The following is a 12,811-nucleotide window of genomic DNA, read 5'->3' on the forward strand; positions in this document are numbered from 1 at the left end:
ACGGCACCATCGAGGCGATCGAGAGCACCCGACACCGCCTCGCCATGGGCGTGCAGTGGCTCCCCGAGATGGGCGTGGACTCGGCGCTGCTTCACACGCTGGTGGCTGCCGCGAGGCCCACCCCGAGCACCGGTCCGGATCGCCTCGCCAGGCGGAAGGCGCACCCGGGACGAAGCTCGCCAGAGGGCACTTTGCCGACACAGGGGTCTTGACACCCAGCGGATCACCACCCAGGATCACCAACGTGAACCTGTCAGACAGCCAGACAAGTGGTTCGATCCCGCGGCGCGTCAGCGCGATGGAAGCGGTCTTCGGCCACCTGCGCAGCGCCATTGAGCGCGGTGAGTACGCCGTGGGCGACAAGCTCCCGTCCGAAGCAGAGTTGTGCAGGACCCTTGAGGTCAGCCGGCCCGTACTGCGGGAGGCGCTCCGGGCCCTGCAGGCCATGGGCCTGACCGTTGCCAAGACCGGCAAGGGCACCTACGTCATCGCGAACACCGTCGAGGACCCCACCTTCGGCGACTATGCCGCCAGCGACCTCTTGGAGGTGCGCCGGCACGTCGAGATCCCGGTCGCCGGGTACGCCGCACTGCGCCGCACCCCGGAGGACCTGGACCACCTGGGCCACCTGCTCGACCGGATGGAGCGGGAGACCGACACCACCGCATGGGTCGCGATGGACACCGTCTTCCACTTGGCGGTGGCCGAGGCTTCCCGCAACCCGGTCTTCCGGCGGGTCATCGAGGAGATCCGTGACGCACTGGCACGTCAGTCGACCCTCCTCAATGAGCTGGGCGGTAGGCGCGAACAGTCCAACTGCGAGCACCGGGCGATCGTCGAGGCGCTGATCGACGGTTCCGAGCACGACGCGGTCGAGGCGATGTCCCACCACCTCCTCCGGGTCGAGGCGACCCTCACAGACATCATGCGCCCCAAGCGCGCGGACACCTCCACGGAAGGCAGACCCGAGGCGTGAGCGAGCAGTTCCTCAAAGACGAGAAGCGCCCCACGGCCCGTCACGTCGACGCCGGGGACTCCGGCTACAGCAAGTCCTTGAAACCGCGGCACGTCCACATGATCGCCATCGGCGGTGCGATCGGCACCGGGCTCTTCCTCGGTGCGGGCGGTCGCCTCGCCGACGCCGGGCCCTCACTCTTCGTCGCGTACGCAGTCTGCGGGATTTTCGCGTTCCTCGTCGTGCGCGCGCTCGGCGAGCTCGTCCTGTACCGGCCGTCCTCCGGCGCCTTCGTGTCGTACGCCCGGGAGTTCCTCGGGGAGAAGGGCGCCTATACCGCGGGCTGGATGTACTTCCTCAACTGGGCGACCACCGGCATCGCCGACATCACCGCCGTCGCCACGTACACCCATTACTGGCACCTGTTCTCCGACGTCCCGCAGTGGGTGATCGCGCTCATAGCCCTCGCGGTGGTCCTCACCGTGAACCTCATCTCGGTGCGGATCTTCGGCGAACTGGAGTTCTGGTTCGCCATCATCAAGGTCGGTGCGTTGGTGGTCTTCATGGGGATCGGGATCTTTTTCCTGGTCACCCGGCACCCCGTCGACGGCGCCGTCCCCGGCCCGTCCCTGATCACCGAGAACGGCGGGATCTTCCCCAACGGCCTGCTCCCCATGCTGCTGATCATCCAGGGCGTCGTCTTCGCCTATGCCTCCGTCGAACTGGTCGGCGTCACTGCCGGTGAGACCGAGAACCCCGAGGAGATCATGCCGAAGGCGATCAACTCGATCATGTGGCGCGTGGGCCTCTTCTACGTCGGCTCGGTCGTCCTCCTGTCGATGCTGATGCCGTGGAGCAGCTACAGCGCCGGCCAGAGCCCGTTCGTGACCGTTCTGTCCCACATCGGCGTTCCGGCGGCCGGCGGTGTGATGAACCTGGTCGTCCTCACCGCGGCCATGTCCTCGCTCAACTCCGGCCTCTACTCCACCGGCCGCATCCTGCGCTCCATGGCCATGAACGGTTCCGCCCCGCGGTTCACCGCCCGGTTGAGCCGCACTCAGGTGCCGTACGGCGGCATCCTGCTCACCAGCGGCATGTGCGTCTTCGGCGTCGGACTCAACTTCGTGGTTCCGGCCGACGCGTTCGAGATCGTGCTCAACCTCGCGGCGATCGGCATCCTCGCCACCTGGGGCATGATCATGGTCTGCCACCTCCTCTTCTGGCGGAAGACCCGTGACGGCGAACTGACGCGCCCCGGCTACCGCTTGCCCGGCTCCCCGTGGACCGAACTCGTGACCCTGGCGTTCCTCGCCTCCGTCCTGGTCCTCATGTACGCCGACGGCGGGGCCGCGCGCACCACCGTGCTGTGCGTGCCACTGATCGCCGGAGCGCTGGTGGCCGGCTGGTACGCGATCCGCGGCCGCGTCGCGCGCGCCGCCCCCAAGAGCGACGGCTGAGCCGGACGGCGGCCCGGCCGGGCACGCCCTAGGCAAGGCCGCCGCCCACCCCGCACCCGGTCAACACAGCAACCGTCGAAGGAGGCAGTGATGCGCAGCGGTTTTCTCGCGGAGGCGCCCCCGATCCGCGAGCCCCTGCATTCACCCGTCGCCCACGTCATCCGAGGCGGCGTGATCGAGGGGATCCATTACGGCTCCGTCGTCGTCCTCGGTGGCGACGGCGAGGTCCAGTTCAGCGTCGGCGACATCGAGGCGGCCTGCTACCCGCGGTCGGCCCTCAAGCCCGTGCAGGCCGTAGCCATGGTGCGCGCCGGCCTGCCGCTCGACGGCGACCTGCTCTCCCTCGCGATGGGCAGCCACTCCGGCGAGGAACGCCACCTCGCCGGCTCCCGGCGGATCCTCGAACTGGCCGGCGTCACCGAGGACGACCTGCGCAACGTCCCGGACCTGCCGTACGACTCGGCCGTCCGGGACACGTGGGTACGGCAGGGTCGCCCGCCTTCCCGGCTCGCCCAGAACTGCTCCGGCAAGCACGCCGCGATGCTGTACCTCTGCACGCTGGCAGGCTGGCCCCTGGAGACGTACCTCGACCCGGCCCACCCTCTCCAGACCGCGATCGCCGACGCCGTCGAGGAACTCACCGGCCAGCACATCGCGAACGTCACCGTCGACGGCTGCGGATCCCCGCTGTTCTCGGTGTCCCTGCACGGCCTCGCCCGCGCCGCCGCCCGCATCGCCACGGCCGCGCCGGGCACGGCCGAGTGCCGGGTGGCGGACGCGCTGCGCGGCCACCCCGAGATGGCCTCCGGCACCGGGCGGGACGTGGCCGAGCTGATGCGCTCGGTGCCGGGGCTGCTCGCCAAGGACGGCTTCGAGGGCGTCCAGGTCGCCGCACTGCCGGACGGCCGGGCCGTCGCCGTGAAGATCGCCGACGGGGCGAACCGGGCGCGCATCCCGGTGGCGGCCGCCGCCCTGGCCCGGGCGGGAGTCGACCCGCGGCTGCTCGCCGGATTCGAGGGCGAGCCGATGACCGGCGGCGGCCGGCCCGTCGGCAGCATCCGGCCGGTGGCCGCGCTGGACCCGACCGCCGTTCCCACCCCAGCCTGACCGGATCAGCTCCAGAACGTGACCCCACCCACCTCAGACGAAAGAGGACTCACACACCCATGACCGCCGCCACCCGCAGCGAACACGACCTGCTCGGAGACCGCGACGTCCCCGCCGCCGCCTACTGGGGCGTCCACACCCTGCGCGCCAAAGAGAACTTCCCCATCACGGGCACGCCCATCTCCGCCTACCCGCACCTGATCGACGCCCTCGCCGCCGTCAAGGAGGCCGCCGCCCTCGCCAACGAGGGACTCGGCCTGCTGGAACCCGCGAAGGCCGCCGCGATCGTCGCCGCCTGCCAGGAGATCCGCGGCGGGAAGCTGCACGACCAGTTCGTCGTCGACGTCATCCAGGGCGGCGCCGGCACCTCGACCAACATGAACGCCAACGAGGTCATCGCCAACCGGGCGCTGGAGCTGCTGGGCCATGCCAGGGGCGAGTACCAGCACCTGCACCCCAACGAGGACGTCAACCTCGGCCAGTCCACCAACGACGTCTACCCAACCGCCGTGCGGATCGCGACCGTCTCCGCGGTGCGCGGCCTGCTCGGCGCCATGGCCGTCCTCCAGGACGCGTTCGCCCGCAAGGCTATCGACTTCCGCGACGTTCTGAAGATGGGCCGCACCCAGCTGCAGGACGCGGTGCCGATGACGCTCGGGCAGGAATTCTCCGCCTTCGCCGTCATGCTCGACGAGGACCGCAGTCGGCTCGCGGAGGCCGTCGAGCTGATCTACGAGATCAACCTCGGCGCGACCGCGATCGGCACCGGCCTCAACGCCCCCGCCGGATATGCCGAATCGGCTCGCCGCCACCTCGCCGACATCACCGGGTTGCCCCTGGTCACCGCGGCCAACCTGGTCGAAGCCACCCAGGACTGCGGCGCGTTCGTCCAGATGTCCGGTGTACTCAAGCGCGTCGCCGTCAAACTGTCCAAGACCTGCAACGACCTGCGTCTGCTGTCCTCCGGGCCGCGCGCGGGCCTCGGCGAGATCAACCTGCCGCCGGTGCAGGCGGGTTCGAGCATCATGCCCGGCAAGGTCAACCCGGTGATCCCCGAGGTCGTCAACCAGGTCGCCTTCGAGGTGATCGGCAACGACGTCGCGATCACCATGGCCGCCGAGGCGGGGCAGCTCCAGCTCAACGCCTTCGAGCCGATCATCCTGCACTCGCTGTCGGAGTCCATAACCCACCTGCGCGCGGCCTGCCTCATCCTCGCCGAGCGCTGCGTGGCCGACATTACCGCCAACACCGAGGTGCTGCGCGCCACCGTCGAGAACTCCATCGGCCTGGTGACCGCCCTGAACCCGCACATCGGGTACACGGCCGCCACAGACATCGCCAAGGAGGCCCTCGCCAGCGGCCGGGGTGTGGCCGAGCTGGTCCTGGAGAGGGGCCTGCTGCCAGCCGAGAAGCTCGCCGCCCTGCTGCGGCCGGAGGTAATCGCGGGAACCGGCGCGGCTATGGCCTGACATGGGTCCGCTGTCGGCTAACCGGCCGCACACCGCGCCCGTGCCGGGGTCGCACGTGGCCGCACCGGAACACCGTTGCGGCCACGTGCGGCTTCGGCGCTGCTCCTCTCAGAAGACTAGGGCCTGTCCCGATCATGCCGGGCGGCCCACCGGCGCTGAATCGCTGTAGCGACCCGCCGGACAACGAGCTAGGTGGAGCAGGTTGGGCCTCTCGATAAATACCTCGACATCGGTCGCGGTGATCGGGGACGCTTTCCGCGATGACCAGAATCGACGACACGCCGCCCGCGTGGGACGAGCGCACCCAGCTCACCACGTTTCTCGACTACACACGTGACACCGCCCGCGCCAAGTGCGATGGCGTCTCTGCGGAGTACGCTCGCAAGGCGCTCTTGCCCGGCTCACCGCTGATGACCATGAGCGGCGTGATCAACCACCTCCGCTGGGTCGAGTACTACTGGTTCCAGGTGGTCTTCCTCGGCGAGGAAGACCAGGGCCCTTGGACCGAGGAGGACCCCGACCGCGAGATGCGTATCGCCGTCGACTTCCCACTCACGCAGTTGCTCGACGAGTACGCCGAACAGAGCGCCCGCTACCGCGAACTGGTCGCCGGTAGCGGCCTGGACGATCAGGCCCAGCGAGCCGTCCGTAACGGCCTCCACGTCGACCTGCGCTGGATCCTCCTTCACCTCACCGAGGAGACAGCCCGCCACAACGGCCACCTGGACATCCTGCGCGAGATGCTCGACGGCACGACCGGCGACTAGATCCGGCGGAGATCACGGCGGAGCCAGTGTCGGATCGAGGCGACGGTGACGGTGCCGTGGAAGATGTAGCCGCGGTTGTCGAACCTCGTGGCCACGGCCTGCGAGTTCTTCAACGCGTTGATCGTTCGCTCGACTTCGTTTCTTCGCTTGTAGATCGTCTTGTCGAAGCCTGCCGGTTGGCCGCCCCTTGCTGCCCCTTCTTTGGCGGTTGGCCCGCTGGTTCTTCGGTTCGGGGATGGTGTGCTTGATCTGGCGCCGTCGCAGGTAGCGGGGTTGCGGCGAGACCAGTACGCCTTTTCGCCCCCGAGATGGTCGGGCCGCGTGCGCGGGTGTCCGCCACCGAGGCGACCGACGCGGATGCGTTCCATGACCGGGACGACCTGCGGAGCGTCGCCCCACCGGCTCGGAGTGATCGACAGGGCCAAGGGGCGGCGTCCACCCTCACCGGCGAGGTGGATCGTGGAGGTAAGGTCGCCCCGTGGCGTCCGAGTCTCTCGTCGAGGTGGCGCTGCCGGGGGCGCGTCTTCCCCCGCCACTCGTGGCGGTTTCCTACGAGCCCCGGCGGCGTGCTCATCGGCCCGGCAGGAGGTCGAATCGACGCTCACCATCGACCAGTCGATCCAGCCATCCGCGTCGGCGTCGACCAGGACGGCAGCCGGTCAGCGCCAGCCGATGTCGGTCAGGTCCTCCAGCGGTGTGCGGGCTGTTACTCCTTCTGCGCGGAGGTACGAGAGGCTGAGCAGCGTCGGCTTCCCGTCCACTTCCTTGCGGAAGCACATGTCCTTGAGCAGGAAGCCGGGAGTGATCTTCGGGCGTGACCCGGTGGCCTTCCAGCCCGCGGCCGGAGCCGCGGCCCAGTAGTGGTCGACCACCGTGCCGGGATCGCCTGCTCCCCGCGATCGCGCAGCCAGGCCGCCGTCGCAGCCTCCACATACAAGTGGTCGGCGCTGGACACGCCCCGCGCGCGCCGACGGCACTCGTGGGCCACTGCCTCCGCGCCCGGGTGGTGGGCGAAGTGGCAGACCCGGTCGGTGTAGAGCTCCGTGGTCAGCTGGACGCCGCAGCCGCCGAGGAGCAGCCCGCACCAGAACGTGTCGTCCTCGTGCCGCTGGCGGAAGGCGTCCAGCTCGATCGCCTCCAGCGGCAGCATCAGCGGCTCCTCCGAGTCCACGCCGCCCAGGACCGCCGTCTGAATCTGCCGCCTGTCACCCCGCACGAACCCCCACCTTTCGTCCAACTCATCCTGCCGCCAGCAACGTTGGGCTCGCAGGCCATCACATGACCATGCCGTTGTTCAGGTGCGTCCCGTTGCTTACGTCCACAACCCTCACACGTGGGTGGACCCCCTCGGGCTCACTCCATCAGACGAGTGCAAGTATCGAATCGAGCGCGTCCCGCAGGATGAACTTGGCACTCTTTACCACTACACCGAAGAAAAAGGCTACCAAGGAATCCTGGACAGTGACGAAATGTGGGCGTCCACAAAAGCACACAATCCGAAGGACGCACGTTTCGGAGACGGCCAGTACCTATCTCCGATCGAGCCAGGAACGAAGAGACCCGGGCAACTTTCACACGCCTTCCTGCAAGTCCCATGGGCCGGCCGTAAGTTCACTCATTATTTCGAGATCGACGTCAGCGACCTCGAGGTCTGGCGCTCGGTTGAACGACCCGACGTCTACGTCATTCTGAATGATCAATCACTGGATCTCACAAACCGGATAGTACGCCACGGGAAGAACTGATCATCATGAAATACTGGCATGTCGACTGGCTGCACGATACACTCGAGGATCCTGTAACGATCTACAACGAGATCGGCGAGGACGGATACGAAACACGCAAGGTGCACGTATATCTCGACGGAAGAATGCTCCGTGCCGACGAGCATCACGAATCGAGAGAGATCGGTCTCGGCGAAATTCCAGTGGGAGACATTGCCGACGTCGCCGCCCAGCCAGAATTCCAGGCGAAGGTCGTGACGCAGGCAGTTTTCGAAGACGTCTGGGAACAGGCCTCCTGGCCATCCAAATGACCACGGAGGCGGCGACACCCAAGATCAACCACAGGGGTCTGCTCGCGCCCCCAGTAGCGCGAAGGGGCGAGATCCTTCACAGCCGAACCGCCAAGGCCGCCGTTGGCGACCCTGACCGGGACCGCGGACCGGAACGGACGTGACCCCACGCCGTCGGGGACCAGCCATTCACGGCGTCGAGCCCCCAACCGATCATAGGGTTGATGACGCGGCAGCGATCCAGCACCTCAATAGCGGTCAGGCGGCGTTAGCGTGCTCTCCTCTGCCGTGTCATCGGTGGAGGCAGCACATGCCGAGCGCTTCAAGTGCTTCACGCTGCTGCCGTATGAACAGGTGCGGATGGGCGGCGCTTGTCCGCGAGCCAGTTGACCAGGTGCAGGGCGGCACTGGGGCACGTGCAGTTGTGGGGGGCCACATGTGCGTGCCCATGCCAGAAAGCACCTGCATCGGTCGGGCTGCCGAAGAACCAGGTCTCAGAAATCCCGCGGGGCGGCACAGGAAAAGAGTCAGAGGGTGGTCGATGGGCAGCGCGGCTATGGGGTCGTGCTGGTCGGGGTGAAGTTGGTTCAGCGGTCGAGCCGGCAGTCCAGCCAGGTCTCCAGCTCTGGCTCGGTGTTGTTGGGGAGCGAGTCGGGAATTGTAAGTTTCCCTCGCCGAGCGGCTTCCAGGGCTCGGGCTTAGCTGTTGTCTTTCCGGGCGTGATCGCCGCGTTTCCGCTGGTCGGGCATAGGGACGGTGATTCGGTGGGAGTCGTGGCCTGTCGGGTCGTTTCTTGCCGGGAGGTCGCGGATGCCGTCGGTCGTTGGACTGCTGGAACAGCACGAGATCGCCGCTCGCCGTCGGGTCGACGGGCTGCGGGAGGAGGCCGATCGCATCCAGGCCGAGCTGGCCCCAGCCGAGCGGGAATGGCAGGAGTGGGCGATCGCCCGCAGGCGGGTCGATACGGTGCTGGCTCCGGACAGCGGCGACGCCGCCGACACGGAGGTCACCCCGGATCCGCGGGATGCGGAAGCTCAGTCGGCGGCCCGGGATGCGGTGAAGCCGAAGTCGCAGGTGCCGGTGTGGCGTGAGGGGCTGGCCTGGTCGGCGCTGTCGGTGGACTACCAGCGCATCCTCAAGGTGCTCGCGGACCGTCTCCGGCTCGGTCAGGGGCCGTTGACCTGCCAGGAGATGACCGTGGCGTTCGGCATGGACGTGGTGCCCGGCGCGGGTGGAGGCGCTGCGGTCGAAGGCGAAGCGCCTGGTCGCGCGCGGCTGGCTGGCCGAGCCCGCGCCGGGCCGGTTCACACTCGCGCAGGCCATGGCCGGGCGAGGCGGCGGGTCATGAGCAGGGTCATCGACCAGTAGACCATCGCCTCGGCGCTGGCGGTGCGGCGTTCGTAGTCGCGTGCCAGGCGGCGGGTGCGCATCAGGTGGGCGAAGAACCGCTCGACGATCCACCGTTTGGGCAGCACCACGAAGCCGCGCATGTCGTCGCTGCGTTTGACAATTGCAAGGACCAGCGCGAGTGCGGCCAGGCAGTACTCGACGAGGCTGCCGGTGTAGCCGCCATCGGCCCAGATGAGGGCGAGACGGTGGTGCGCGTCGGCCACCTGCTTGAGCAGGGCCCGGGCGGCGGCGCGATCGCCGGTGTCCGCACTTGTGACCATCACGCCCAGCAGCAGGCCGAGCGTGTCGACCACGACATGCCGCTTGCGGCCGTTGATCTGCTTGCCGCCGTCGTAGCCGCGGCTGTCCGTGCCGACGACGGCGTCCGCCTTGACCGGCTGCGAGTCGATCACGCCGGCCGTCGGCTCCGCGTCCCGCCCCTCCCTCGCGCAGATCCTCGCGCGCAGTCGGTCGTGGAACTCCTTGACCAGAACGTGGTCGCGCCAGCGGCGGAAGAACGCGTATGCCCGGTCCCAGGGCGGGAAGTCCCCGGGCATGGCCCGCCACTTGATGCCGTTGTCGACCAGGTAGCGGATGGAATCGAGTATCGCCCGGTGGCAGTACGCCTCCGGCTGGCCTCCTCGACCCCGCATCCAGCCCGGCACCGGCAGCAGCGGCCGGACCACGGCCCACTCCGCGTCCGTCATGTCCGTCGGGTAGCGCGCATGCCGAAACCCGTTGTCCGCGGCGTTTCCGAACCGGTGAGCCAGGCAGTCACACTCCAGCGTGACTGAACTGGACCGCCCGCCCATCGACACGGAAGACTGCGGCACCGGGGCCTCCTGATGCTGCTCGGTGATTCGACACCAACGAGCTGCTCAGGAGGCCCTACTCGTATGCGCCGAGCGCCCCGCGACCACCCAATCGAAACTCCCGTTCGACAGACACCGCTCAAGATCGGAACGACAACAGCTACTGAGAAGTGACAGCGGTCCGGCGGGCGCTGGCATCGCTGCTCAGGGGTGCGCGGTGTGTCAGTGGGTGCTGGCAGTCTTGCCAGGTGCTGATCAACGGATTTGACGATGACCCGCTGGTGGCCGGGGAGGAGCTGGTCTCCCACCCGGGGTTCTGGGCCGCCTACCTGATGTGGATGTGCGACCCGGAGGAGTATGAGGGTCCACCGACCCCGGAGTGGTTCGGAGCGGACGCGGCCGACGCCGACGTTGTGTCCAAGGCGCTGGTGGACGAGGACAACTGGCCCGTGATCCGGATCCCGTTCGGCGGCGGGCACACTGCGGTGGTGATGAACCGCCCCTACGAGGTGGGGACGCAGTACCTCGTCACCCACTCCGGCTGGGGACGGCACGGCTACCTCGCCAGAATCGACGGACGCCCGGAAGGCCCCGGCATCTCCTGGCGGGAACTGACGCACATCGCCCATACTCCGGACCGCGCGGCTCCGGGCATCCACGATCCCCACGCCCGACTGCTGCTCCTGCTGCCGGCGATGAGTGACGAGGACGCGCTGGAGGACGCGGCTGACGTGATCGCCGAGGCACTGGTCCGGGTCGGCGCTCCGGCCGGCAGGGCTCCGCGCGTGGCGGAGCTCCTCGTGGACCATCCCCTGTGGGACCCGACCGGCTGGTGGTTGCCCGGCGAGCAGCGCTTCGGCGGCATCCTCCAGAGCGACGACCCCCGCAGCCCGCGATACGACGTGAGGCTCGCCCAGGGCATCACCCGGGAGCAGAACGAACGGCTCGCCCGCGCGCTCGGAACCTGGCCCGTCTGACGTCAAGAACCGACACGCTGCCAGAAGCCGGCGACACGGTCCCTCCGGGCCACCCGGTGCTCTCGGCCTCGAGCAACATGTGCTCTCAGCTCGCGCCGATAAGGCCAGTCACGCCGAACGCAGTCGAATGGAGTCCTGCACCCCTATTGCTCAGGCCAGTGCAGCACCGTCCCGGGCGATGCGCTCGGAACGGGAGGCGAGGTCGGTGCAGCGGATCCCGCCGCCGGGGTGCCACTCCAACACCGGCCCAACGGCGTCGCCGTGCTCCTGGCACCAGGAGACGGGGACCACGCCGCCGCAGTCGTGGCGCTTGCACACACACCCCTCGCCCGGCCCGACATGGGCGACACCGTGACGTACCGGCCCGCCTCGCGCCCCTGAGGAGGCGGTGCCGCGCAGGCCGGCCGGCCAGGCCAGCGTAAGGCGCAGGCCGCCCGATCCCGACCGGAACCGGTCGATCACGCGTGCCTCGCCGAGGACGGCCAGGGGCGGCGTCCCGGGCGTGGCCAGGTGCTTGACGGTCAGTCCGAACGTGCCGGCGGACAGGGCGGAGAGGGTGTCGGCGTCTTCGTCGGTGGACCAGCCGGACAGGCGGTCCTCGCCTTCGGCGTCGTCGGCCAGGAGCAGGTGGGGGTCCTCCATCCGGAACCGGCGCGTACCGCCGCCTGCTCCGGCGACGACCAGGGCAGCGGACGGTGCTTCCGTGGGTACGGCGATCTTGCCGTGGGCCAGGAGCCAGGCGACGACCGCGGCCCGGTCGAACTCCGGGCTCGTCTCCGTACCGCCCACCGGCGCCGGGAAGTCGACGTGCCGGCGGCGCCAGTTCGCCGCCGCGGCCCGGCCCACCCCGGCAATCCGCCCCACCTCCGCCAGCAGCACCCGGTCCTCGCCCGGGACGACCGAGGTGAGGGCGGCGAGCAGAGACCGGCGGCCGGGTGGGGCGGTGGCCACCGCCACCCAGGCCACCAGCGGCCGGACGACCGGGAGCAGGGCGACGTCCTGGGCGGAGTAGAGCGGAACCGTGGTCCACCCGCCGTGGGACTTGTAGTCGACGTCCACCGTGCAGACCGGGGAGAGGAACCCGAGCCGCACCGCGGCGTCGAAGTCGACCCGGCGGACGCCGAGCCGGCGGGCGGCCTGGTCGGGGCCGAGGGGGACGTGCCGGTCAAGCAGGGCGGCAGGTCCCGGCGGCGGGCGAGCGTGTTGACCTGGTCCGGGTGGACGTCGGGGAACTCCACCTCACCGCCGAGGTAGACAAGGAGCCCGGCCCGGACCAGGTGACCGACCGCAGACGCCGTCACCCGCGGCCGGCACCGCGGCAACGGCACCCCGAGCGCCTCCGTCAGCCGGTCCGCCGCCCACCCCGCCCCCACCGGACCCCGCAGCGCGGCGCGGACCGCTTCCGGGTCGGCGGCCTCCACCACCGCACGCGACCACCGGCCCGGCCCGACGTCCGCGGCCGGGACCAGACCCGAACCCGTCGCCCACCGCCACGCCGCGACCGGCACCCGCAGCCGGCCCGCCGCCTGCCCCTCGTCGAACACCTCACGCACCGAACGCACCATGAACCCCACTCCAATCCGCACCCGAGCAGCCCGACGACCGGGCCGCGCCCGAAACATGCCGAAAGATCCGGTTTTCTGTCAATAGCCATGATTTCAGGGCGAGTTGGAGGCGCACCGCACAAGTCGCCTACGCGTACGCGAGGGCGGCAATCACCCCTGCGGGGGCGTTCGGGGCCGGCCCCGGACACACGACAGCGGGGGGGGTAAACAAGTGGGGGGGGGCCACACTAGGGTGAGTTGGGGGGGTTTGTTCCGTCCTTCCCCAGAAAACGGCCGACGTACTTTTTCCTCTCCAGGAT

General features: G+C 69.2%; 11 protein-coding genes and 2 pseudogenes. 9 read left to right on the plus strand and 4 right to left on the minus strand.

What is annotated here, in order from left to right; all coding sequences use genetic code 11:
* The first annotated feature begins 244 nt into the window (after positions 1–244).
* From ACZ45T_RS35865 to ACZ45T_RS35885, 5 genes are all read left to right on the plus strand, one after another.
* Positions 245–976 (plus strand): FadR/GntR family transcriptional regulator, encoded by a 732-nt coding sequence (locus tag ACZ45T_RS35865; protein WP_468448337.1) that lies wholly within the window; start codon positions 245–247, stop codon positions 974–976.
* Positions 973–2,412 carry an amino acid permease gene (locus tag ACZ45T_RS35870; RefSeq protein ID WP_468448338.1) on the plus strand — a complete coding sequence of 480 codons (1,440 nt, stop codon included), beginning with the start codon at positions 973–975 and terminating at the stop codon, positions 2,410–2,412. Before ACZ45T_RS35865 ends, ACZ45T_RS35870 begins: the two co-directional genes overlap by 4 nt.
* Positions 2,413–2,502: 90 nt before the next feature.
* Positions 2,503–3,519 carry an asparaginase gene (locus ACZ45T_RS35875; protein WP_468448339.1) on the plus strand — a complete coding sequence of 339 codons (1,017 nt, stop codon included), beginning with the start codon at positions 2,503–2,505 and terminating at the stop codon, positions 3,517–3,519.
* 59 nt (positions 3,520–3,578) lie between these two features.
* A complete protein-coding gene (gene aspA / locus ACZ45T_RS35880; protein ID WP_468448340.1) occupies positions 3,579–4,988 on the plus strand; it encodes an aspartate ammonia-lyase in 1,410 nt (469 codons plus the stop codon).
* Between the two features lie 260 nt (positions 4,989–5,248).
* Positions 5,249–5,755, plus strand: a complete 507-nt coding sequence (locus ACZ45T_RS35885) for a DinB family protein (protein ID WP_468448341.1) — start codon at positions 5,249–5,251, stop codon at positions 5,753–5,755.
* On the opposite strand, the pseudogene ACZ45T_RS35890 reads toward ACZ45T_RS35885, so the two are convergent.
* Both ACZ45T_RS35890 and ACZ45T_RS35895 read right to left on the minus strand, forming a co-directional pair.
* A pseudogene (locus ACZ45T_RS35890) lies at positions 5,752–6,408 on the minus strand (IS5 family transposase); the annotation flags it as partial. The gene ACZ45T_RS35885 and the pseudogene ACZ45T_RS35890 sit on opposite strands and share 4 nt — an antisense overlap.
* A gap of 6 nt (positions 6,409–6,414) precedes the next feature.
* A complete protein-coding gene (locus tag ACZ45T_RS35895) occupies positions 6,415–6,627 on the minus strand; it encodes a hypothetical protein (RefSeq protein WP_468448342.1) in 213 nt (70 codons plus the stop codon).
* Between the two features lie 465 nt (positions 6,628–7,092).
* Between ACZ45T_RS35895 and ACZ45T_RS35900 the strand changes: the two genes are divergently transcribed.
* The 3 genes and pseudogenes from ACZ45T_RS35900 (at position 7,093) to ACZ45T_RS35910 (ending at position 9,117) form a co-directional block, all read left to right on the plus strand.
* Positions 7,093–7,500, plus strand: a complete 408-nt coding sequence (locus tag ACZ45T_RS35900) for an HYD1 signature containing ADP-ribosyltransferase family protein (RefSeq protein WP_468448343.1) — start codon at positions 7,093–7,095, stop codon at positions 7,498–7,500.
* 5 nt (positions 7,501–7,505) lie between these two features.
* Positions 7,506–7,790, plus strand: a complete 285-nt coding sequence (locus ACZ45T_RS35905; RefSeq protein WP_468448344.1) for a DUF6881 domain-containing protein — start codon at positions 7,506–7,508, stop codon at positions 7,788–7,790.
* Between the two features lie 789 nt (positions 7,791–8,579).
* A pseudogene (locus tag ACZ45T_RS35910) lies at positions 8,580–9,117 on the plus strand (hypothetical protein).
* On the opposite strand, the gene ACZ45T_RS35915 reads toward ACZ45T_RS35910, so the two are convergent.
* Positions 9,074–9,865, minus strand: a complete 792-nt coding sequence (locus ACZ45T_RS35915; protein ID WP_468448345.1) for an IS5 family transposase — start codon at positions 9,863–9,865, stop codon at positions 9,074–9,076. The pseudogene ACZ45T_RS35910 and the gene ACZ45T_RS35915 sit on opposite strands and share 44 nt — an antisense overlap.
* Before the next feature lie 353 nt (positions 9,866–10,218).
* On the opposite strand from ACZ45T_RS35915, the gene ACZ45T_RS35920 reads away from it, so the two are divergent.
* The gene (locus ACZ45T_RS35920; RefSeq protein ID WP_468448346.1) at positions 10,219–10,947 is read left to right on the plus strand and encodes a hypothetical protein; all 729 of its coding nucleotides are present in this window, start codon (positions 10,219–10,221) and stop codon (positions 10,945–10,947) included.
* Positions 10,948–11,097: 150 nt separating this feature from the next.
* On the opposite strand, the gene ACZ45T_RS35925 is transcribed toward ACZ45T_RS35920, so the two are convergent.
* A complete protein-coding gene (locus ACZ45T_RS35925) occupies positions 11,098–12,039 on the minus strand; it encodes a hypothetical protein (protein ID WP_468448360.1) in 942 nt (313 codons plus the stop codon).
* Between the last annotated feature and the right edge of the window lie 772 nt (positions 12,040–12,811).

The sequence above is a fragment of the Streptomyces sp. NPDC030995 genome, assembly GCF_055571215.1.